21 protein-coding genes are annotated in these 19,930 nt (G+C 57.2%); 14 read left to right on the forward strand and 7 right to left on the reverse strand.

All coding sequences use genetic code 11. The features are described 5' to 3' along the window. Window positions 1-88: 88 nt before the first annotated feature. Window positions 89-1,387, reverse strand: coding sequence for a helix-turn-helix transcriptional regulator (locus KMP13_RS02850; RefSeq protein WP_215264046.1), 1,299 nt, complete (start codon window positions 1,385-1,387; stop codon window positions 89-91). A 227-nt stretch (window positions 1,388-1,614) separates the two neighbouring features. Between KMP13_RS02850 and KMP13_RS02855 the strand changes: the two genes are divergently transcribed. The 9 genes from KMP13_RS02855 to aat all read left to right on the forward strand — a co-directional run bounded on the left by KMP13_RS02855 (window position 1,615) and on the right by aat (window position 10,229). After that, a complete protein-coding gene (locus tag KMP13_RS02855; RefSeq protein ID WP_215264047.1) occupies window positions 1,615-2,961 on the forward strand; it encodes a substrate-binding protein in 1,347 nt (448 codons plus the stop codon). Window positions 2,962-3,106: 145 nt separating this feature from the next. Continuing rightward, a complete protein-coding gene (locus KMP13_RS02860; protein WP_215264048.1) occupies window positions 3,107-4,129 on the forward strand; it encodes a branched-chain amino acid ABC transporter permease in 1,023 nt (340 codons plus the stop codon). Between the two features lie 4 nt (window positions 4,130-4,133). Then, on the forward strand, window positions 4,134-5,336 hold the full coding sequence (locus KMP13_RS02865; RefSeq protein ID WP_215264049.1) for a branched-chain amino acid ABC transporter permease: 1,203 nt from the start codon (window positions 4,134-4,136) through the stop codon (window positions 5,334-5,336). Between the two features lie 12 nt (window positions 5,337-5,348). After that, window positions 5,349-6,104: an ABC transporter ATP-binding protein gene (locus tag KMP13_RS02870; protein ID WP_215264050.1), complete on the forward strand. Its 756-nt coding sequence runs from the start codon at window positions 5,349-5,351 to the stop codon at window positions 6,102-6,104. 15 nt (window positions 6,105-6,119) lie between these two features. After that, a complete protein-coding gene (locus KMP13_RS02875; RefSeq protein WP_215264051.1) occupies window positions 6,120-6,875 on the forward strand; it encodes an ABC transporter ATP-binding protein in 756 nt (251 codons plus the stop codon). Between the two features lie 122 nt (window positions 6,876-6,997). After that, window positions 6,998-7,534: a PAS and helix-turn-helix domain-containing protein gene (locus KMP13_RS02880; RefSeq protein ID WP_215264052.1), complete on the forward strand. Its 537-nt coding sequence runs from the start codon at window positions 6,998-7,000 to the stop codon at window positions 7,532-7,534. Window positions 7,535-7,680: 146 nt separating this feature from the next. Continuing rightward, window positions 7,681-8,172: an acetyl-CoA carboxylase biotin carboxyl carrier protein gene (gene accB / locus KMP13_RS02885; protein ID WP_215264053.1), complete on the forward strand. Its 492-nt coding sequence runs from the start codon at window positions 7,681-7,683 to the stop codon at window positions 8,170-8,172. A 9-nt stretch (window positions 8,173-8,181) separates the two neighbouring features. Beyond that, the gene (accC, locus tag KMP13_RS02890) at window positions 8,182-9,531 is read left to right on the forward strand and encodes an acetyl-CoA carboxylase biotin carboxylase subunit (protein ID WP_215264054.1); all 1,350 of its coding nucleotides are present in this window, start codon (window positions 8,182-8,184) and stop codon (window positions 9,529-9,531) included. A 65-nt stretch (window positions 9,532-9,596) separates the two neighbouring features. Next, window positions 9,597-10,229 carry a leucyl/phenylalanyl-tRNA--protein transferase gene (gene aat, locus KMP13_RS02895; RefSeq protein ID WP_215264055.1) on the forward strand — a complete coding sequence of 211 codons (633 nt, stop codon included), beginning with the start codon at window positions 9,597-9,599 and terminating at the stop codon, window positions 10,227-10,229. Here the strand turns inward: aat and KMP13_RS02900 are convergent. Genes KMP13_RS02900 through KMP13_RS02910 form a run of 3 tightly spaced genes read right to left on the reverse strand, consistent with a single transcriptional unit; the run spans window position 10,193 to window position 11,414 of the window. After that, window positions 10,193-10,522: a DUF2155 domain-containing protein gene (locus KMP13_RS02900; RefSeq protein WP_215264192.1), complete on the reverse strand. Its 330-nt coding sequence runs from the start codon at window positions 10,520-10,522 to the stop codon at window positions 10,193-10,195. The genes aat and KMP13_RS02900 overlap by 37 nt on opposite strands. A 38-nt stretch (window positions 10,523-10,560) precedes the next feature. Then, the gene (mlaD, locus tag KMP13_RS02905) at window positions 10,561-11,010 is read right to left on the reverse strand and encodes an outer membrane lipid asymmetry maintenance protein MlaD (protein WP_215264056.1); all 450 of its coding nucleotides are present in this window, start codon (window positions 11,008-11,010) and stop codon (window positions 10,561-10,563) included. Window positions 11,011-11,027: 17 nt separating this feature from the next. Beyond that, window positions 11,028-11,414, reverse strand: a complete 387-nt coding sequence (locus KMP13_RS02910; protein ID WP_215264057.1) for an NADH:ubiquinone oxidoreductase subunit NDUFA12 — start codon at window positions 11,412-11,414, stop codon at window positions 11,028-11,030. A gap of 294 nt (window positions 11,415-11,708) precedes the next feature. On the opposite strand from KMP13_RS02910, the gene KMP13_RS02915 reads away from it, so the two are divergent. After that, window positions 11,709-12,440, forward strand: coding sequence for a DUF4760 domain-containing protein (locus tag KMP13_RS02915; RefSeq protein WP_215264058.1), 732 nt, complete (start codon window positions 11,709-11,711; stop codon window positions 12,438-12,440). On the opposite strand, the gene KMP13_RS02920 is transcribed toward KMP13_RS02915, so the two are convergent. From KMP13_RS02920 to KMP13_RS02930, 3 genes are all read right to left on the reverse strand, one after another. Further along, entirely contained in the window at window positions 12,414-12,779 is a 366-nt protein-coding gene (locus KMP13_RS02920) for a RidA family protein (RefSeq protein ID WP_215264059.1), read from the reverse strand. The two genes, KMP13_RS02915 and KMP13_RS02920, sit on opposite strands and share 27 nt — an antisense overlap. A gap of 141 nt (window positions 12,780-12,920) precedes the next feature. After that, window positions 12,921-14,189, reverse strand: coding sequence for an ATP-dependent Clp protease ATP-binding subunit ClpX (clpX, locus tag KMP13_RS02925; RefSeq protein ID WP_215264060.1), 1,269 nt, complete (start codon window positions 14,187-14,189; stop codon window positions 12,921-12,923). Window positions 14,190-14,343: 154 nt separating this feature from the next. Further along, the gene (locus KMP13_RS02930) at window positions 14,344-14,979 is read right to left on the reverse strand and encodes an ATP-dependent Clp protease proteolytic subunit (RefSeq protein ID WP_215264061.1); all 636 of its coding nucleotides are present in this window, start codon (window positions 14,977-14,979) and stop codon (window positions 14,344-14,346) included. A 268-nt stretch (window positions 14,980-15,247) separates the two neighbouring features. Between KMP13_RS02930 and KMP13_RS02935 the strand changes: the two genes are divergently transcribed. The 4 genes from KMP13_RS02935 (at window position 15,248) to KMP13_RS02950 (ending at window position 19,746) form a co-directional block, all read left to right on the forward strand. Further along, the gene (locus tag KMP13_RS02935) at window positions 15,248-16,255 is read left to right on the forward strand and encodes a GlxA family transcriptional regulator (protein ID WP_215264062.1); all 1,008 of its coding nucleotides are present in this window, start codon (window positions 15,248-15,250) and stop codon (window positions 16,253-16,255) included. A 92-nt stretch (window positions 16,256-16,347) separates the two neighbouring features. Then, on the forward strand, window positions 16,348-16,833 hold the full coding sequence (locus KMP13_RS02940; protein ID WP_215264063.1) for a DUF302 domain-containing protein: 486 nt from the start codon (window positions 16,348-16,350) through the stop codon (window positions 16,831-16,833). A 98-nt stretch (window positions 16,834-16,931) separates the two neighbouring features. Next, a complete protein-coding gene (locus KMP13_RS02945) occupies window positions 16,932-18,545 on the forward strand; it encodes a thiamine pyrophosphate-binding protein (protein ID WP_215264064.1) in 1,614 nt (537 codons plus the stop codon). Further along, on the forward strand, window positions 18,532-19,746 hold the full coding sequence (locus KMP13_RS02950) for a CaiB/BaiF CoA transferase family protein (RefSeq protein ID WP_215264065.1): 1,215 nt from the start codon (window positions 18,532-18,534) through the stop codon (window positions 19,744-19,746). The genes KMP13_RS02945 and KMP13_RS02950 overlap by 14 nt, the downstream gene beginning before the upstream one ends. Window positions 19,747-19,930: the final 184 nt, after the last annotated feature.

The following is a 19,930-nucleotide window of genomic DNA, read 5'->3' on the forward strand; positions in this document are numbered from 1 at the left end:
CAGAAAATCCTCCCCTGCACCGCCTCCCAGACGTGTCCGTCACGGTGCTTTTCACAACCAGTACAATAGGCTGGTCCATTACATACTGTCAAAACCCATCCTTCAGGATTGTCGGCTCGCGGCGCGCCTCACACGCGTCACGCGTACATACACGACAACTCACACCTACCGGAATAACACCTTCCACATCATCCGTCAGCGGAAAGATCAACATAGCGGCTCGAACCATCGGATCCGAGCCAAAGCCCGCAGGACCTGCGTGCCATCCGTACGCGTAGCATAGATACCGCTGCGCGCCACGTCCCTGCTGCTGAATGACGCGGCGCAAAGGGATATGAGGCTGGCTCAGGGCTTGATACAGCGGCCACAACGGACAGGCCGCGCCATATTGCGGAATGGAGAAACTGCCGGTTGGCCGTCTGAGCAATGTGGCCCCCGAGGCATCGCAGACCACACATCCAACATCGCTGCCCAGATCTTCTTCGGTCATCATCGCAAGCCGGTGCATGACCTGTTCCAGCCGAACTTCGAACCTGGCCGCGAGCGCGCCCGGATCGGTCCCAACCTCGGCGATCGCCTGCATCAACGGGGCAAACGGCAGCGCGCGCAGATTGCGCACGTAATGTTCCAGCACCCGTGTGGCGATATCCTTGGCCGCGTCGCTTTTGAGCTGATCGGCAGCTGCCACCATAGAACGCGGGGTCTCGGTTTCCTGTTCCAGCGCAGGAAAGTGAAAGCCATGGTCCGCCAAAAACCGGTCCACCTCATCCTGGGGCATCCCCTGATTGTCGGCGACCGTGTTTTCCTCATCCAGAAAGGACACCAGAGCCCGGCTGCTGTCGGCCAATCGCTGGGCATCTTGGTTGAGGTTCTGGTGAAACCGATCCAGCCACTCGGACTCCAGGTCGTCGTTTTCAGCCAGGATCTCCGCCGTGGACCGGATCGCCGCCGCCGTCGACAACATCTCGTGGAGCGACGCCGCCAGTTGCGGATCATGTGTCAGCCGGTCTGACAGAACCTCAACCGTGCGCTCCAATGCGCCAATGCGGCGATGGGAGGCGGCCAGAACTTCGGCCCATCCGGGAAAACGGCCAGCGAATTCTTCGGTCTTGTCCAGCTCGGCCACCGGGGCTGCGCCTTCTGATCCCGCCTCCCGCAGGGCGCTCAGCAATGTTTCCTCCGCCCCTTCGGTCAGCATCGACGGCTCGACCTCCAGAGCCTGGGCGATACTGACCAGAAGTTTGCCGCCGATTCTGCGACGATTGTGCTCGATCAAATTCAGATAAGAGGCCGAGATCCCGACTTGACGGGCAAGATCCGCCTGGCGCAAACCATGCACAAGGCGCCGTTCCCGGATTCGACTCCCGGTCAGCATGTGACGCGCCATTTTGCTCCTCCCAGACAAAATTAGTAATATCAAACACTTTCTGCACTGCCGCATAAGTTAATTTACAGTATGCAACGATTCACTGTTCATTTGTTTACATAATAATCCTTTCAGGCAAAGGTTTTATTGCGAAATTTTACAGCACCCCCGCATAGTTAATTTGCACAAAAAGTGCGGGTCAACGTGGAAGTGAGGAGCTGCGTCGGCCATTTTCTGGGAGGAAAAACATGGACAAATCAAATCTATCGCGCCGCGGCGTGCTGAAGTCTGGTGCCCTAACGAGCGCTGGGTTGGCGGTGCCGACCATCTTTACAGCACAATCTGCAGCGGCGTTCACCAATGAACCCACTGGCGGCTCTGTGACCTTGGGCTTTAACGTACCCCAAACAGGTCCCTATGCCGATGAAGGTGCAGACGAACTGCGCGCCTATCAGCTGGCTGTTGAACACATCAACGGGTCAGGCGACGGTGGCATGATGAACACCTTCAGCTCCAAAGCGCTGCAAGGTAACGGCATCCTTGGTAAGGAAGTCAAATACGTTACCGGCGACACCCAAACCAAATCAGACGCCGCCCGCGCATCGGCCAAGTCGATGATCGAAAAAGACGGCGCGGTTATGATCACCGGAGGGTCGTCCTCGGGTGTGGCCATCGCGGTTCAAGGTCTGTGCCAGGAAGCTGGCGTGATCTTTATGGCCGGTCTGACCCATTCTAACGACACCACGGGTAAAGACAAAAAAGCCAATGGGTTCCGCCACTTCTTTAACGCATATATGTCCGGCGCAGCCCTGGCACCAGTGTTGAAGAGCCTTTATGGCGACGACCGCCGGGCCTATCACCTGACGGCGGATTACACTTGGGGCTGGACCCAGGAAGAGTCGATCAAAGCCGCCACCGAGGCCTTGGGCTGGGAGACTGTGAACACGGTCAAAACCCCGCTGGCTGCGACCGACTTCTCGTCCTATATCGCACCGGTTCTGAACTCTGGCGCCGATGTTCTGGTTCTGAACCACTACGGCGGCAATATGGTGAACTCGCTCACCAACGCGGTTCAGTTCGGGCTGCGTGAGAAGCAAGTGAACGGAAAGAACTTTGAGATCGTTGTGCCGCTCTACTCGCGTCTGATGGCAAAAGGTGCCGGTGAAAACGTAAAAGGCATCCACGGTTCCACCAACTGGCACTGGTCCCTGCAAGACGAAGGCAGCCAGGCCTTTGTCCGCTCCTTTGGTACCAAATACGGCTTCCCGCCCAGCCAGGCGGCGCATACCGTTTACTGCCAGACCCTGCTTTATGCCGATGCGGTTGAGCGCGCGGGCTCTTTCAACCCATGTGCGGTTGCGGGAGCCCTGGAAGGGTTTGAATTCGACGGTCTGGGCAACGGAAAGACCCTGTACCGTGCCGACGATCACCAGTGTTTCAAAGACGTTCTGGTTGTGCGCGGCAAGGAAAACCCGACCTCTGAATTCGATCTTCTGGAAGTGGTCGAAGTCACGCCAGCAGCCCAGGTCACCTATGGCGTCGATCACCCGATGTTCGCAGGCGGCGCTTTGGGCAGCTGTAACCCAGGCGCATAACACCCGCGCCTTGGACCGGACGGGAGCGCCCCCTCGCTCTCGTCCATCTCATCACAATCAGACCGCGAACCGCGACCGGGTCCCACTCTCCGGCGACGGAACCTCTGTTCCCGCAAACCCGTTCTGACCAAAAAGGTAAAGGACGATGGACGCACTCCTACTGCAAATTCTAAACGGGCTCGACAAGGGCTCGGCCTATGCGCTGATCGCGCTGGGTTTGACACTTATCTTCGGCACGCTTGGCGTTGTGAACTTTGCCCATGGCGCATTGTTCATGATCGGCGCCTTTGTCGCCGTGACCGTTCAACGGGTCCTCAGCCTCAGCTATGAGACGGTAGACCCCAGCCAAAAAGACTTTTTGGGCAATCCGCTCAAAGTCAAAACCCCATATGTCGAAAGCTGGTTTGGACCCGAGACCGGCGGCATGATCATCGACTGGTCAGTGCCGATTGCGATCGTTTTTGCCATTCCGATCATGGTCTCCGTGGGCTTCATCATGGAACGCGGGCTAATCAAGTATTTCTACAAACGCCCCCATGCGGATCAGATCCTGGTGACCTTTGGCCTGGCGATCGTGCTGCAAGAGGTTGTCAAATACTTCTACGGCGCAAACCCGATCCAGACACCTGCGCCTGATGCCTTGAACGGCGTGGCCAATGTCGGCGCGGCCTTTGGCATGGATATTGTCTACCCGGTCTGGCGCATCGTCTATTTCTTCTTCTCGGTCACCATCATTGCGGCCATCTTCAGCTTTCTGCGCTTCACCACCTTTGGCATGGTTGTCCGGGCCGGCATGGCAGACCGCGAGACCGTGGGGCTGCTCGGCATCAATATCGACCGCCGCTTTACGATCATGTTTGGTGTCGCCGCCGCTGTCGCAGGTCTGGCCGGTGTCATGTACACGCCGATCAACCCGCCGAACTATCACATGGGCATGGACTTTCTGGTGCTCAGCTTTGTGGTTGTTGTTGTGGGCGGCATGGGTTCGCTGCCCGGCGCGGTCTTGGCCGGTTTCCTGTTGGGCATTTTGGAAAGCTTTGCCTCAACAACCTGGGCGACGACCACCCTGCCCGGCATCAATCAGATCATCATTTACCTTGTCGCCATTGTCGTTTTGCTGACGCGCCCACGTGGGTTGATGGGGCTCAAAGGCGTGATGGAGGACTAAGATCATGTTTGGACTAGATAAACGCGACACTGGTGTCTTGATCATTGTCACCCTATTGGCGCTGTTTGCGCCCATCATCCTGAACCCGTTTCCAACAGATTCGGCCATGGCACAGTTCAACGCTGGCTATCCGGATCTGATGCAGAAGTTTGTGATTTTTGGCATCTTTGCCATTGGCTTCAACATCCTGTTTGGCCTGACCGGATACTTGTCCTTTGGCCATGCGGCGTTTCTTGGCATCGGCTCCTACTCCTGTGTCTGGATGTTCAAGCTGCTGGGCTACAACGTCATCCCCGGCATTGTCCTGTCGATCCTGATCTCGGGGCTGTTTGCGCTGTTGATCGGTTTTGTCAGCCTGCGCCGTTCGGGCATCTATTTCTCGATCCTGACGCTGGCCTTTGCACAGATGTGTTTCGCGCTGGCCTATTCGGTGCTGTCAAACCCACGGTTCAACCTGACCAATGGTGAGACAGGCCTGCAGGTTTACGCCAACGACCCGCAATGGTTCCACCGCGACGGGCTGCCGGATCTGCCGCATCTGTTCGGCCTGTCCATGCGGGCGACGCAAAAGATCCAGGTCGGCGCGTGGGAGTTCCAGCTGAACGCAGGCTATTACATGTGTGCGATTGTCATGCTGATCTGCTTTTACCTGGCGATCCGCATCTTCCGCTCGCCTTTTGGGATGATGCTGCGGGCGGTGAAATCCAACCAGCAACGCATGAACTACACTGGCCTGAATTCGCGCCCTTACACGCTGGCGGCCTTTGTGATCTCGGGCATGTATGCGGGTCTGGCGGGGGGCTTGCTCTCTGCGGTCGACCCTCTGGCTGGTGCGGAGCGGATGCAATGGACGGCCTCGGGTGAGGTTGTTTTGATGACCATCCTTGGTGGTGCGGGGACGTTGATTGGTCCGGTTCTTGGGGCTGGCTTCATCAAATACTTTGAAAACATCTTCTCCAAGATCAACGACAATGTGCTGCACAGCTGGTTCGCGTTTCTACCAGACGGGCTCGAAGACTTTATGGTCTTCATCATCCACCCCTTCATCGGCAAAGGCTGGCACCTGACCTTAGGCATCTTGTTCATGCTGGTGGTCATCTATCTGCCAGGCGGTTTGGTCGAAGGTGGTCAGCGTGTGCTTGGTTGGTTCCGCAAGCGCAGCGCCAAACCAGACGCCAAAGCTGGCAAAACCGAACCTGCGGAATAAGGAGACGGGCGTATGGGAATTCTCGAAGTCAAAAACGTAGGCAAACGCTTTGGTGGCTTGCAGGCGCTCTCGGATGTGAACCTCTCGGTCAAGGAAAACACGGTTCACGCCATCATCGGCCCCAACGGGGCCGGTAAATCCACCCTGCTGAACTGCCTGGTTGGCAAGCTGATCCCGGACACGGGATCGGTGATGTTTGACGGGCAATCGGTTCTGGGCCGTGCGCCTTATGAGATCAACCAGATGGGCATCAGCCGCGTCTTCCAAACGCCTGAAATCTTTGGAGATCTGACGGTTATGGAAAACATGATGATCCCTTGCTTCGCCAAACGCGACGGTGCGTTCATGTTGAATGCCATGCCGATGGTCACCAACCAGAAAGAGGTTCTGGAGCGCGCCGAACACATGCTGGAAGAGATGAATATGGCCGAAAAACGCCATATGCAATCGGCCTCGCTGTCACGCGGCGACAAGCGGCGGTTGGAGATAGGCATGTGTCTCAGCCAGGAGCCGCGTTTGTTGCTGCTGGATGAACCGACGGCCGGCATGGCGCGGGCGGATACCAACAATACCATCGACCTGCTGAAAGAGATCGCAGCAGAGCGTGACATCACCATCGCCATTATCGAACACGACATGCATGTTGTCTTTTCGCTTGCCAATCGGATCACGGTTCTGGCGCAGGGCACCCCATTGGTTGAAGACGATCCAGAAAACATTCGCGGCAACCCAAAGGTACGCGAAGCGTATCTGGGTGAGACGGCGTAAGGGAAGGAAACCGAGATGAACGTCAAACCCGACTTTTCCAAAAACGCAAATCAGGCCACCACCGCGCCGGCCTTTCTGTCGGTCTGGGACATGCATGCCTACTACGGCGAAAGCTATATCGTGCAGGGCATTAACTTTAACGTCCACGAGGGTGAAATCCTTGCGCTTTTGGGTCGCAACGGGGCGGGCAAAACTTCCACCTTGCGCTCGATCGCGCGCACCGGCTCGCCGATGGTGACCCAGGGTGAGATTTGGCTGGATCACAAACCGCTGCATCTGATGGAATCCTACGAGGCCGCGACCGCGGGTCTGGGATTGGTCCCCGAAGACCGCCGCATCATTGCTGGCCTCACCGTGGAAGAAAACCTGCAGCTGGCCCAAATCGCACCGCCCATCGGTTGGTCGCTGGAACGTCTGTATGAGCTGTTTCCCCGCCTTGGAGAGCGGCGCAAACAAGAAGGCATCACCTTGTCCGGCGGCGAGCAACAGATGCTGGCGATTGCTCGGGCGCTGGCGCGCGACATCAAGGTTCTGTTGCTGGATGAACCCTACGAAGGGCTGGCCCCGGTGATTGTGGATGAGATCGAAAAGACCCTTGTCCATATCAAGGAACAGGGCATGACCACGATCATCGTCGAACAAAATGCGGTGCGCGCGCTAGAACTGGCGGATCGCGCGGTCATTTTGGACACCGGAGGAATCGTTTTTGACGGCACCGCCGCTGAAGTTCTGGAAAATCATGAATTGCGGGCTGAGTATCTCGCCATCTAACTGCAACCTCTCCGCTCCTAGACACCGCATTGCGAGAGATTGCTGGCCGCCCTTCCCCGAGGGCGGCCTTTTTTTGAGGTAAATCCCTTTTCACAACACGCTGTTTATGCGCATAAATCCGTATGAATGAATTTGCCTTTGACCACGCCCCCGTTGGCCTCGCGGTTCTGGAAGATCGGGTTATCAAAACCTGCAATCTCCAGTTCGCGCAAACCTTTTGCGGTGATACGGCAGAGTTTCTGGACCGTACAATCGCAGAGCTCTACCCAAGCCAGGAAGATTTCCAGCGGGTGGGAAATGTGTTGCAACATCTGGATGCGCCCGAGGGCAGCTATACAGATGAACGCATCATGCGCCGACTGAACGGTGAACTGTTCTGGTGTCGTGTGCGTGGACGCTCGACCTCGCCCACACAGCCCTTTGCCGCCGGTGTCTGGTCCTTTGTCGATATCTCACAGGACCGTCCTGTGGTCAGCCTGACCCCGCGCGAGCGCGAAGTGGCCATTTTGACTTGTCACGGGCTGTCGGCCAAGGAAATCGGCAAGGAACTCGATCTGTCCTATCGCACGATCGAGACTCATCGCGCCCATCTGTTGGCAAAATTTGGCGCCCGCAAACTTCCCGAATTGGTGGCGAAACTCTCTGGCATGCCCCTTTAACGCGCAAGATGTTGCAATCTTCCCAAAGGATAGCCATTTATCACAACACTCAAGAGTGCTTTCCATAGGGCAAAGCTTGCCTTATAACCGCCCTGATTTCCAACCCGCCCCGCATGGCGGGCCTGTCGGAACCGGCTGAGGACAAAATGACAAACAAAAATCATGAAGCAGACGTAGCATTCATCAAGGCACTGGCCGAACTGCTGCGGGACAACGATCTGACTGAACTGCAAGTGAAACGGGATTATGGTGAAGACGACAGCCTGAATGTGCGCGTATCGCGCCAGATGGCCGTAGCAGCACAGGTTCAAATGCCTGTCGCCGCAGCACCTGCACCATTTGCAGCCGCGGCCCCCGCCGCAGCAGCGCTTGCAGCAGACGCCAGCGAAGATCCCGCCAGCCACCCTGGTGCGGTAACCTCGCCAATGGTTGGCACAGTATATTTGCAAGCAGAACCCGGCGCGCCTGCGTTCGCCAAAGTCGGTGACAAAGTGAGCGAAGGCGACACCTTGCTGATCGTCGAAGCGATGAAGACCATGAACCACATCCCGGCGCCCAAAGCAGGCACCGTGAAGCGCATCCTGGTCGAAGACGGCGCGGCCGTCGAATTCGGGTCTCCGCTGGTCATCGTCGAGTAAGGGTGGCCCATGTTTGACAAAATCCTAATTGCCAACCGGGGGGAGATCGCGCTGCGCGTGATCCGTGCCTGCCGGGAAATGGGCATCAAGTCGGTTGCGGTGCATTCCACAGCTGATTCCGACGCCATGCACGTGCGCATGGCAGATGAATCGGTCTGTATCGGCCCACCGTCCGGCGCACAAAGCTATCTGTCGATCCCTGCGATCATCTCGGCCTGTGAAATCACCGGCGCCCAGGCGATCCACCCGGGCTATGGCTTCCTGTCGGAAAACGCGAATTTTGTGCAGATCGTCGAAGACCACGGGCTGAAATTCATTGGCCCCTCGGCCAAACACATCAGTCAGATGGGCGACAAGATCACCGCTAAAGACACCGCACACGCCTTGGGTATCCCTTGCGTTCCGGGGTCACCGGGCGGCGTCCCAGATGTTGCAACTGCCAAGAAGGTTGCAGCGGACATGGGATATCCCGTGATCATCAAGGCCACCGCAGGTGGCGGCGGACGCGGCATGAAAGTTGCCGCAACAGCTGCAGATCTCGAAGTTGCCTTTTCTACCGCACGGTCTGAGGCAAAAGCCGCCTTTGGGAATGACGAAGTCTATATGGAGAAATACCTCCAAAAGCCGCGTCACATCGAGATCCAGGTCTTTGGCGATGGCCAAGGCAACGGCGTCCATTTGGGTGAGCGGGACTGCTCACTGCAGCGCCGTCACCAGAAGGTCTTTGAAGAGGCCCCCGGCCCCTGCATCACGCCCCAAGAGCGCGCCAAGATCGGGAAAACCTGTGCCGATGCGATTGCCAAGATGGGCTATGCCGGCGCGGGTACCGTTGAATTCCTCTATGAGGATGGTGAGTTCTATTTCATCGAGATGAACACCCGTCTGCAGGTGGAGCACCCGGTGACCGAGGCGATCTTTGGTGTGGACCTTGTGCGCGAACAGATCCGCGTTGCGGCAGGTCATCCCCTGTCTTTTGCGCAGGACGATCTGGAGATCAACGGTCACTCCATCGAAGTGCGCATCAACGCCGAGCGTCTGCCGAATTTTGCTCCCTGCCCGGGCAAGATCACGGCCTTCCACGCGCCCGGTGGTTTGGGCGTGCGGATGGACTCGGCGCTGTATGATGGCTATTCGATCCCACCGTATTACGACAGTCTGATTGGCAAGCTGATCGTGCATGGCCGCGACCGTCAGGAGGCGATTGCCCGCCTGCACCGCGCCTTGGGTGAGCTGATTGTGGACGGCGTCGACACCACGGTGCCGCTGTTTCATGCGCTGCTGCAAGAGCCCGACATCCATTCCGGTGAGTATAACATTCACTGGCTGGAACGTTGGCTGGAAACAAACCTACAAGCCTGATAGGTTGAGGGTTCAAGCGAGGCGCGCTCCGGCGCGCCTTTTTTGTCTTTGGACTTTGCATTCATATGGAACTTACCGCAGAGCTTTTGCTGCACGCCTATTCCATCGGAATTTTCCCGATGGCCGACGACCGCGACGATCCCGAAGTCTTTTGGGTCGATCCCAAACGCCGTGGTGTGCTGCCGCTTGACCAGTTCCGTATCTCTCGATCCCTGGCCCGCACGATCAAACGCGCGCGGTTTCAGATCAGCTACAACCAGGATTTTGCAGGCGTCGTCGACGGGTGCGCTGACCGGCCCCAGACCTGGATCAATGACGAAATTCACGAGCGCTACGTAGAGCTGCATGACTATGGCCACGCCCATTCCATCGAGGTCTGGGAGGGCGACCAGCTGGTTGGTGGTTCTTATGGGGTCTCTCTTGGCGGAGCGTTCTTTGGCGAAAGCATGTTCTCGCGGCGGACAGACGCCAGCAAGGTCGCCCTCGCCTATCTCACATCACATCTGACGGCTTGTGGATTTACCCTGTGCGATACGCAGTTCATTACCCCGCATCTGGCGTCATTGGGCGCGATTGAAATATCACGCGCAGCCTATCAGAGCCGTTTGAAAGATGCGTTAGAGGTCGACGCGGACTTTACCGCACGGGCGCTGCCGACGGCTCAGGAGATCTTGCAGCGCAGGACCCAGACGTCATAGCGATTGTGATCCAGCGCGCTCAGCGCCGGGCTTGAGGCGATCATCCATCCCTGAAAGAAATCGACCCCATCCTGCGGGTTGCGGATCCGCAAATAGGCGTAGGCCTCACCGGTTGGGTTATCAACCGGATAGCGGCAATCACTGACGGTGACCATCAACCCTTGGGTCTTGGCACTGCCGCCAACCGGCACTTCCACATCTTCAACGCGGCCATTGACCTTGTCCAGGCTACGCAGAACCGCGCCTGCACCGGATGCAGCAGCAACGTTTTGCGCCTGTACGGCCCCGGCCATAACAACGGCCGTCAAAGCAAATGCAAAGCTGCGAACGATCAAGATCCATCCCCGCCGGAGACGAATTTCAGCAACAGCGAAATCAGGCTAACCGAACCTTGGGTGTCCAAGATCTCATCGCCAGGCTCAAGGCCAAATGGCGAACCGCCCGGTACGATCTCAACAAAGTTGCCGCCCAACAGGCCTTCGGATGCGATCACAGCCGCGCTGTCGTCGGGGATCTCAACACCGTTGCTGATGCTGATTGTTGTATCCGCGCGAAAGGTTTCAGCGTTCAAGCCAACCTCGGTCACGGTGCCGACTTTGACGCCCGCCAGACGCACATCGGTGCCGACATTCACCCCCTCGATCGAGCGGAAGGAGGCCGACAGCGGATAGTCAGAGCCGCCGCGCGACAGGCCCGCTGCTTGGCTTGCGAAAATCGCAAAGCCAATCGCCGCAGCCAAAACAACGCCGCCTACGACGACTTCGGTAGGATTTTGAGACATGCTGTGCCGCCTTTGGCTTATTCAGGAACCCAAGCGTCGTAGTCGCTGCGCGCCTTGGGCTCACCACCGGCACGGATCGAACCGGACGGCGCATAGGCCAAAGCGGTGCCGGTCAGGTTTTCCTGATGGGGTTGTTCCCAGGACTTGTGCTTGAGCGGCTTTTCGCTGGGCACTTCGTTATAGGTGCGATGCAACCAGCCGTGCCAGTCGGCGCTGACACGCGACGCTTCGGCTTCGCCGTTGAACATCACCCAACGCTTGCTGTCATCGGCATTGCGATAGAATGTGTTGCCCTGCTCGTCTTCACCCACTTTGGTACCATTGCGGCGTGTGTAAAGAACGGTATTGAGGGTGGCACCATTCCACCAGGTGACAGCTTGCAAAAGAGTGTTCAGGATTCCCATGGGTCGCCTCCGCATAATCCGCTTTTGATATGACCTAAAATCGCGGTAAGGTCCAGATGCAGAACGAGCCTAACCAACAATCTGGCGCAATCTTGCAGCGCGCTGCCTTAATCCCATATTAAGAGCATCGCCGCAGACTGCGGGACATCGCAGAAAACTTCTGTTTTGCGGCGCTATCGTGTATGGTTCGACTAGATCATAAGGAGAGATGACTATGACCTTGGAAGGTTTTGGCAACGGGTAACCCCCGCCCTCTTTTAAATAATACCTTTTAAACAAGAGATTACGCACCCAATGGATAGGGTTATATCAGGGCTTCTGATCATTGGAGCCTTGGGGTTTCTGGTACTTCTGATTCTCGTCTCCGCAGGTTTTGCCACATTCTTGCTCACCGGAGAGTTTCGGGCCTTGCTGACGCTGATCCCCGACCAGCCGGATGGTGAATTTCGCATCCTAGTCAGCCTGTTTGGCATCGCAGCCTCAGCATTGACTGCAGTTGGCGGTATTCTTTTTGCGGTATTTTCCTACTTTCGAAATGCAAGACGGGCAGAAGCAGCGCAACGCAAACAGCATACGATCAATATCCTGTTCCAAAGCCGCCTGTCTGAGTATTTCCAGAAAACCAATAGCCTGCGCAAAGAGATCTTCCCGACGGATCAGGATATCTTCCTTGATGACTGGAAAGCCGCGCGTTCTGGGACCGACAAACCCCGCGAAGGGGCCGAGGCTCTGCAACAGTTGTTGAACTACTATGAATTTCTGGCGGTGGGCATTGCGCAAGGGGATCTGGACAAGGATCTGCTGCACAAGTCCATTCGCGGCATCATGTGCAATCTGGTCGATGATGCGCGCTATATGATCGCTGAATTGCGCGAGAATGACCCCAATACATTGGACTATCTCGCGCAGTTGTATGAGGAATGGCGGGTCGAAAAGCTGAACTACGCTGGCGCCCTGTCCGAACGCGCCATTCCCACATCGTCAGAATTGGCAGAGGCTTTAGCCCGCAGGCGCCAACGCAGTTAGCTCGATCTCGATCCGGAATTTCGGGTCAATCAGATTGCTTTCGATCATGGTCGCCGCAGGCGGGTTCGCGCCAAAGGTCTCCGCAAGGATCGGAAAACACGGTTCAAACTCTGCCGCATCCGGCAGGTAATAGTTCACCCGCACCGCGTCAGCAAAACTGGCACCGGCTTTTTCAAGTGCCGCACCAATGGTCTCCAACGCGGCTTTACACTGCGCAACAACGTCGTCACCGGCCCCGACAGTGCCCGCAACATGCACAAAGCCGCCTGCGACAACCGCGCGGCAATAGCCAACCTTGGCTTCAAACTCTCCACCCGAGGAAATGCGTTTGATGGTCATGATCTCATCCTTTTTGAATTCGGTGGAATTAATCCCCAAACCAGAGCTGCGCCGCAAGCCAGAAACATGCGCAGGACCCGGAAAAAGAAAAGGCCGCGGTCATCGCTGACCCCGGCCTTGTTCGTTCATCTGGTTGGACAATCAGCCTGCGCTGGCAGGTTCCTTGTCACCTTCGGCGTGGATCATCAGCGGCTGTTTCTCGGAATTGACCGCCTCATCGTTCACGACGACTTTTTCAACACTGTCCATACCCGGCAGGTCAAACATTGTGTCCAGCAGGATGTCTTCCAGGATGGAGCGCAGACCACGTGCACCGGTCTTTCGTTCGATCGCTCTTGCAGCAATCGCCTTGAGCGCTTCGTCGGTAAAGTCCAGCTCGGTCTCTTCGAGTTCGAACAAGCGTTGGTACTGTTTGACCAGCGCGTTCTTGGGCTTGGTCAGGATGGTCACCAGCGCGTCTTCGTCCAGATCTTCAAGCGTTGCTAGAACTGGCAGACGACCGACAAATTCCGGGATCAGACCAAATTTCAACAGATCTTCGGGCTCCAGCTCTTTGAAAAGATCGCCAACACCGCGGTCATCATTGTTGCGAACGTCGGCACCAAAACCCATCGCAGAGCCTTTGCCACGTTGCGCGATAATCTTGTCCAGACCGGCAAAAGCGCCGCCGCAGATGAACAGGATGTTGGTGGTATCCACTTGCAGGAATTCCTGCTGTGGGTGCTTACGACCGCCCTGTGGTGGCACGCTGGCAACGGTGCCTTCCATCAGTTTCAACAGCGCCTGCTGCACACCTTCGCCGGAAACATCACGCGTGATCGACGGGTTTTCCGACTTGCGGGTAATTTTGTCGACTTCGTCAATATAGACGATGCCGCGCTGCGCGCGTTCGACGTTGTATTCCGAGGACTGCAACAGCTTGAGGATGATGTTTTCAACGTCTTCACCCACATAACCGGCTTCGGTCAGCGTGGTGGCATCCGCCATGGTGAAGGGCACATCCAGGATGCGCGCCAAGGTCTGCGCCAGCAGGGTTTTACCGCAACCGGTTGGGCCGATCAAAAGGATGTTTGATTTCGCCAGCTCGATATCACCGCCCGCCTTCTGGGCGTGATTAAGACGTTTGTAGTGGTTGTGAACAGCAACGGACAACACGCGCTTGGCGGTCGCCTGGCCGATGACGTAATCATCCAGCACGTTGCAGATATCCTGCGGAGTAGGCACCCCATCGGAGGCTTTCAGCCCCGACGCTTTGGTCTCCTCGCGGATAATATCCATGCACAACTCGACGCATTCATCACAGATGAACACTGTTGGGCCTGCGATCAGCTTACGCACCTCGTGCTGGCTCTTTCCGCAGAAGCTACAGTACAGGGTGTTCTTGCTGTCACCGCCTGAGTTCGTTGCCATGTTCTACCTTTCAGTACGCTTGGCTATGATAGTCACCCTAGCCGTATGCCGGGGGGACCCTCGCCATGTGGCAGCTTAGGACAGGTCCCAAGCGGCCACAATCAATAAAAACTGTGCATCAGCGCGGGGCTGCACACATTCGCGACAAAGGGCTTTATTCGCTCGCCTCTTCATCACCTTTTGCGCGGTTTTCGACGATTTCGTCGATCAAACCGAATTCTTTTGCGTCTTCAGGCGACATGAAATTGTCGCGCTCAAGCGCATCCACAATCGTGTCATAGTCACGACCGGTATGTTTTACGTAAATTTCATTCAGGCGCTTTTTCAGCTTCAGCGTCTCTTCGGCGTGAATCATGATGTCGGTCGCCTGCCCCTGGAAGCCGCCGGAAGGCTGGTGCACCATCACGCGGGAGTTTGGCAGCGAGAAGCGCATGCCAGCCTCACCTGCGGTCAGCAACAGCGACCCCATAGAGGCCGCCTGGCCAATCACCAGCGTCGACACTTTTGGTTTGATGTACTGCATGGTGTCATAGATTGACAGGCCAGAGGTCACAACGCCGCCGGGGCTGTTGATATACATGGAGATTTCCTTGGACGGGTTCTCCGCCTCAAGGTGCAGCAGCTGCGCCACGATCAGCGAGCTCATCCCGTCATGGACCGGGCCATTCAGGAAGATAATACGCTCTTTCAACAAGCGCGAGAAAATGTCATAGGCCCGTTCGCCCCGGCTGGTCTGCTCGACGACCATCGGCACAAGGGTATTCATATATGTTTCGCGGGGATCATTCATTGGGACCTGCCTTCAGTTCACTTGTAAGCGCCATCATAGACGCGCGGTGGTTACTTGAGTCTTAGTGTCGCCCAAATACTGCCGCAAGAGGCACCGGTTGATTTTAATTGCACAAATGGCGCAATCGCCACCACGAGGGCGCTTCGTCGGTTTCAAAAACGCCTATGTCGCAAACTTAACATCAAAAACCTGAAACGATGCTAGAACCGTCTGGATACGCCCCTCTCGCCGCGCCGAACATGGACCCGGCACGAGACAGGACACAGCCATGACCCAAGACAACTTCGTGCCACGGGCTTCCTCGGCGCATTTTGATATTCGCTATGACGGACAACCCCAGGATTTCTATTTCCTGGTCCTGCCGCGCAGCATGATGTTGGGGGTCGCTGCTGCAATTGAACCCTTGCGGGTGGCCAACCAAGTAACCGGTAAAGAGCTATTTAGGTGGTTTATTCTGACCGAAGACGGCACCCCGGTGCGCTGTTCCAACGGGATGCTGGTCACCCCGGATATGGCGCTGACCGACTGCCCCGAGGGGGCGTTGACCTTTGTCAGTGCCGGCGGCGAGCCACAGCTTGCGGCGGGCGAAAAGTCCCTCGCCTGGATCCGACGTGCCGCGCGGTTTGGTCGCCCCTTGGGCAGTATCAACACCGGCGCCTTTGCCCTAGCCCAGGCCGGGGTTTTAAAGGGGCTGACATTCACCCTGCATTGGGAGGATCAGCCCGCATTTCTTGAGGAATTTCCAAACCTCACGCCCTCTTCAAACATATTTGAGATCACACCCAAACTGATCTCTTGCGGTGGCGGTCACGCGGCCACCGATATGATTCTCACCCTGATCGAGGAACGCCACGGCGAACAGCTGGCCATTGTCTGTGCCGATATGTGTCTGCACATGCGCTCACGGCGCGGCAGCGAGCCACAGCGATCCAACTTTGCGGTCGCCGTGGGCAGTCGCAACCAACGCCTGCTGAGCGCGCTGCAAATGATGCAGAACGCTATCGAAACCCCGCTGAGCATTCATGAGATCTGCGACCGGCTGGACATCTCCCGCCGCCAATTGGAACGGCTGTTCACCCGCTATCTGGATCAAAGCCCGATGCAGGTCTATTTCGATATGCGCCTACACCACGCCTATGGGCTGATGAACGAGACCTCGCTGTCGGTGACCGAGATTGCGCTGGCCTCCGGGTTCAACAGCGCCACGCATTTTTCCCGCCAGTTCAAACGCCGTTTTGGCGCTAGCCCGCATTTCTTCCGCAAAGGCTGGTCCTAGACCGCCCGTTCATGCGGCCACGGGAATGTGACAACTCTTACAGTGTAAAACAGGTAGAATTTGCGCAAAATTGTTTGCACAAAGGATGTCCCATGTTTGGCCGCTTACCTCGATTTGTCCGTATTCTGCCAACCTTGATGTTCTTACCCTTCGCCGCTGTTGCCGCAGATTTGTCCGACCAGCCGGGTTGGGCAGTGCACGCCACCGACAAACCCTATGCAGACTTGATCTTAGATCTCTCCGCCGCGGTCAAAGCCAATGGGCTGATTGTGGTGACACAGGCCGGACCCACCAAAGCGGCGGCTGCACGCGGCATAACCATCCCCGGCAATCGGGTGATCGGCGTGTTCAACAATGACTACGCCGTGCGGGTCCTGAACCTGTCGACCGCAGCCATGATCGAGGCCCCGATCCGATTCTACGTCACCGAAGAGCCAGACGGCAGCGCCACGCTCTCTTACAAAACGCCAAGCTTTGTTTTTGCACCTTATGTGCAAACAGGCGGCACTGCATTGCAAGAAATCGCCGATGAGCTCACACATCGGTTTGACGAAATCGCTGAAATCGCAATACGTTAAACTAAATGTAACGGTTCTCACACTGACGTGAGACCCCTTGCACGAACTGTGCCTGGCAGCAATCTGGGCGCAATACTCGAAATGTCAGGATAGACCCGATGACCACGACCCTACGCGCGGCAGATGTGCTTGCCCGTCGCCTTTTTGATGCCGGGTGCCGTCATGCTTTTGGCATGCCAGGCGGCGAAGTTCTCACCCTTGTTGATGCGCTGGAAAAGGCCGGGATTACCTTCCATCTGGCCAAGCACGAAAACTGCGCCGGCTTTATGGGCGAGGCCGTGCATCACGCCGATGGCGCTCCGGCCATTCTGGTGGCGACATTGGGGCCTGGCGCGTTGAACGGGATCAATGTGGTCGCCAATGCGCATCAGGACCGCGTGCCGATGCTGGTTCTGACGGGCTGTGTGGACGCCGCCGAGGAGCAGACCTACACCCATCAGGTGCTCGACCAACAATCGGTGTTCCGTCCCATCACCAAAGCCACTTTCCGTCTGGACGCTGAGGCTGCTGAGGTAATCGCCGACAAAGCCGTCTCAATCGCAATGGAAGCGCGCCAGGGACCGGTCCATCTCGATATTCCCATTACGGTCGCCAACACGCCGGCCACCGAACGCGGCATCCGCCGCGCGCCTGCAGGAGCCACTGCCGCCACGGGCGAGACATTGGCGCAGGCGCATGGCTGGTTGGCCGAAGCGCGGCGCCCCTTGGCAATCCTCGGTGTTGACGCCATGCATGAAGGTGCCGGTGACGCGCTCAAAGCCTTTGTTGAGGCGCACAACATCCCCTTCATCACCACCTACAAGGCCAAAGGCCTGATTGATGAGGATCACCCACTGTGCCTTGGCGGTGCAGGTCTGTCGCCGCTCGCTGACAAACACCTGATGCCTCTGATCGAGGACGCCGATCTGATCCTGTCGCTTGGCTACGACCCGATCGAGATGCGCACCGGCTGGCGGGATGCCTGGGATGTGGCCCAAACCCGCGTGCTGGAAATTGGTGCTGAGCCGAACACGCATTACATGCACCACTCCGGGATCTCGATCACCGCGCCGCTGGCTCCCACGCTTGCAGCGCTGTCGGACGGGCAAACCCCCAAAGACACCTGGACCAATGGGGCATTCAAAACCGCCAAAGACGGTCTGGCCAAAGCTTTCCCCACCGATGAGGACTGGGGCCCGGCTGGTGTGATCGCAGAAACCCGCGCTGTGATGCCTGCCAACACGCTGGCTTCCGCCGACAGCGGTGCCCATCGGATCTTGCTCAGCCAGATGTGGACTTGCCATGAGCCACGCGCCTTGATCCAATCCTCCGGCCTGTGCACCATGGGCTGCGCCGTGCCGATGGCAATCGGGCGGAAATTGGCACAGCCAGACCGCCCCGTTGTCAGCTTTTCAGGCGATGCAGGTTTCTTGATGGTCGCAGGCGAGCTGGCCACGGCTGCGGAATTCAAACTGGCCCCGATTTTCCTGGTGTTTGTCGATGCCTCCCTGGCCCTGATCGAGTTGAAGCAACGTCAACGTCAACTGACCAACACCGGCGTAGATTTTGCCCATCATGATTATGCCGCCATGGGGCGCGCTTTTGGCGGTAATGGCTATACTGTGACCAATCGCGCAGAATTACGCGCCGCACTTACCGAGGCGCAAGACTCTGATAAGTTTACAGTGATAGCTGCCGTTATTGAACGCGGAGGTTATGATGGTCGGATCTAATATGTTGCCACACGGAGCCCTAAAAGGGGTCAAGGTTCTGGACCTGTCTCGCATTTTGGCAGGCCCGACCTGCACCCAGCTTTTGGGTGATCTCGGCGCCGATGTGATCAAGGTGGAGAACCCCAAATCCGGCGGTGATGACACCCGCCAATGGGGCCCGCCCTATGTCACAGATGCCCACGGCAACCCCACGGATCTGTCCGCCTATTTCATGTGTGCGAACCGGAACAAACGCTCCGTCGCCATCGATATCGCCACGGCCGAGGGTCAGGCCCAGATCCGCACACTCGCGGCTGAGGCCGACATCGTGATCGAGAATTTCAAACCTGGCGGATTGGCGAAATATGACTTGGATTACAACAGCCTAAAGGGTGATCTTCCCAGCCTCGTCTATTGTTCCATTTCGGGTTATGGCCAGACCGGCCCCAACGCATCCAAACCCGGATATGACCTGATGGCGCAAGGCTATGGCGGTATTATGTCGGTCACCGGAGAGCCAGACGGCGCCCCCATGAAGGTCGGCGTTGGCATCGCTGATGTGATGTGCGGCATGTATGCCTGTATCGGCATCCTGTCGGCGCTGCGCCACCGCGATCTGACGGGCGAAGGCCAATGGGTTGAGCTTGCCCTGGTGGACAGTCAAATCGCATGGCTGATCAACGAAGGCGTCAATTATCTAACCTCCGGCACCCTGCCCGAACGGCGCGGCAACGGGCACCCGAACATCAAACCCTATGGCGTATATGAGACCTCGGACGGCCATGTGATCCTGGCGGTGGGCAACGACAGCCAGTTCGAACGCTGCGCGGCCTTCTTTGGTCTGGCGGACCTGTCCTCTGATCCGCTGTTTGCGACAAACCCCGCTCGCCTGGAACATCGTGAGGCGTTGGATGAAATCCTGATCCCGGCGATCAAAACCAAAACCACGGCTGAGGTGATCGCAGGTCTAGAGGCGCTCAAAGTACCCGCAGGACCGGTGCAGACTCTGGGTCAGGTTTTTGCCTCTGACCAGGTTGCAGCACGCGACATGCGCATCACCATGGACAGTGCGGCAGGACCGGTGGATCTGATCGGGAATCCCCTCAAATTTTCCCGTACCCCCGTCACCTATCGCCACGCTCCACCCCATTGTGGGCAGGAAACGGCCGAAATTTTGGACGGTACACCCGGCTTCTTAGACCCGGAAAATCCGCAGGAATGAGACACTTTTTGCCAAGTGTTACAAAAATCGGCTGGACCCTGCGTGGCCACTGTAAGGATTGCTACATAAGCATCCGATTTTCGCGGATTTTTGCCGCAATTCCAGGGCCTGTGGGCAAGTTTTCACAGAAAGCACACACAGGCCTTCACCAAAGCGAGAGCAGCCGTCGCCCGGTGGGCCGGCT

Origin of the sequence: Epibacterium ulvae, assembly GCF_018678075.1 — a bacterium.
Taxonomy (GTDB): Bacteria; Pseudomonadota; Alphaproteobacteria; order Rhodobacterales; family Rhodobacteraceae; genus Epibacterium; species Epibacterium ulvae_A.

What these genes read in the sequence shown, in the direction of transcription:
- KMP13_RS02850 (WP_215264046.1), bottom strand. Translation starts at nt 1,387, where the DNA reads ATGGCGCGTCACATGCTGACCGGGAGTCGAATCCGGGAACGGCGCCTT.
- KMP13_RS02855 (WP_215264047.1), top strand. Translation starts at nt 1,615, where the DNA reads ATGGACAAATCAAATCTATCGCGCCGCGGCGTGCTGAAGTCTGGTGCC.
- KMP13_RS02860 (WP_215264048.1), top strand. Translation starts at nt 3,107, where the DNA reads ATGGACGCACTCCTACTGCAAATTCTAAACGGGCTCGACAAGGGCTCG.
- KMP13_RS02865 (WP_215264049.1), top strand. Translation starts at nt 4,134, where the DNA reads ATGTTTGGACTAGATAAACGCGACACTGGTGTCTTGATCATTGTCACC.
- KMP13_RS02870 (WP_215264050.1), top strand. Translation starts at nt 5,349, where the DNA reads ATGGGAATTCTCGAAGTCAAAAACGTAGGCAAACGCTTTGGTGGCTTG.
- KMP13_RS02875 (WP_215264051.1), top strand. Translation starts at nt 6,120, where the DNA reads ATGAACGTCAAACCCGACTTTTCCAAAAACGCAAATCAGGCCACCACC.
- KMP13_RS02880 (WP_215264052.1), top strand. Translation starts at nt 6,998, where the DNA reads ATGAATGAATTTGCCTTTGACCACGCCCCCGTTGGCCTCGCGGTTCTG.
- accB (WP_215264053.1), top strand. Translation starts at nt 7,681, where the DNA reads ATGACAAACAAAAATCATGAAGCAGACGTAGCATTCATCAAGGCACTG.
- accC (WP_215264054.1), top strand. Translation starts at nt 8,182, where the DNA reads ATGTTTGACAAAATCCTAATTGCCAACCGGGGGGAGATCGCGCTGCGC.
- aat (WP_215264055.1), top strand. Translation starts at nt 9,597, where the DNA reads ATGGAACTTACCGCAGAGCTTTTGCTGCACGCCTATTCCATCGGAATT.
- KMP13_RS02900 (WP_215264192.1), bottom strand. Translation starts at nt 10,522, where the DNA reads ATGGCCGGGGCCGTACAGGCGCAAAACGTTGCTGCTGCATCCGGTGCA.
- mlaD (WP_215264056.1), bottom strand. Translation starts at nt 11,010, where the DNA reads ATGTCTCAAAATCCTACCGAAGTCGTCGTAGGCGGCGTTGTTTTGGCT.
- KMP13_RS02910 (WP_215264057.1), bottom strand. Translation starts at nt 11,414, where the DNA reads ATGGGAATCCTGAACACTCTTTTGCAAGCTGTCACCTGGTGGAATGGT.
- KMP13_RS02915 (WP_215264058.1), top strand. Translation starts at nt 11,709, where the DNA reads ATGGATAGGGTTATATCAGGGCTTCTGATCATTGGAGCCTTGGGGTTT.
- KMP13_RS02920 (WP_215264059.1), bottom strand. Translation starts at nt 12,779, where the DNA reads ATGACCATCAAACGCATTTCCTCGGGTGGAGAGTTTGAAGCCAAGGTT.
- clpX (WP_215264060.1), bottom strand. Translation starts at nt 14,189, where the DNA reads ATGGCAACGAACTCAGGCGGTGACAGCAAGAACACCCTGTACTGTAGC.
- KMP13_RS02930 (WP_215264061.1), bottom strand. Translation starts at nt 14,979, where the DNA reads ATGAATGATCCCCGCGAAACATATATGAATACCCTTGTGCCGATGGTC.
- KMP13_RS02935 (WP_215264062.1), top strand. Translation starts at nt 15,248, where the DNA reads ATGACCCAAGACAACTTCGTGCCACGGGCTTCCTCGGCGCATTTTGAT.
- KMP13_RS02940 (WP_215264063.1), top strand. Translation starts at nt 16,348, where the DNA reads ATGTTTGGCCGCTTACCTCGATTTGTCCGTATTCTGCCAACCTTGATG.
- KMP13_RS02945 (WP_215264064.1), top strand. Translation starts at nt 16,932, where the DNA reads ATGACCACGACCCTACGCGCGGCAGATGTGCTTGCCCGTCGCCTTTTT.
- KMP13_RS02950 (WP_215264065.1), top strand. Translation starts at nt 18,532, where the DNA reads ATGGTCGGATCTAATATGTTGCCACACGGAGCCCTAAAAGGGGTCAAG.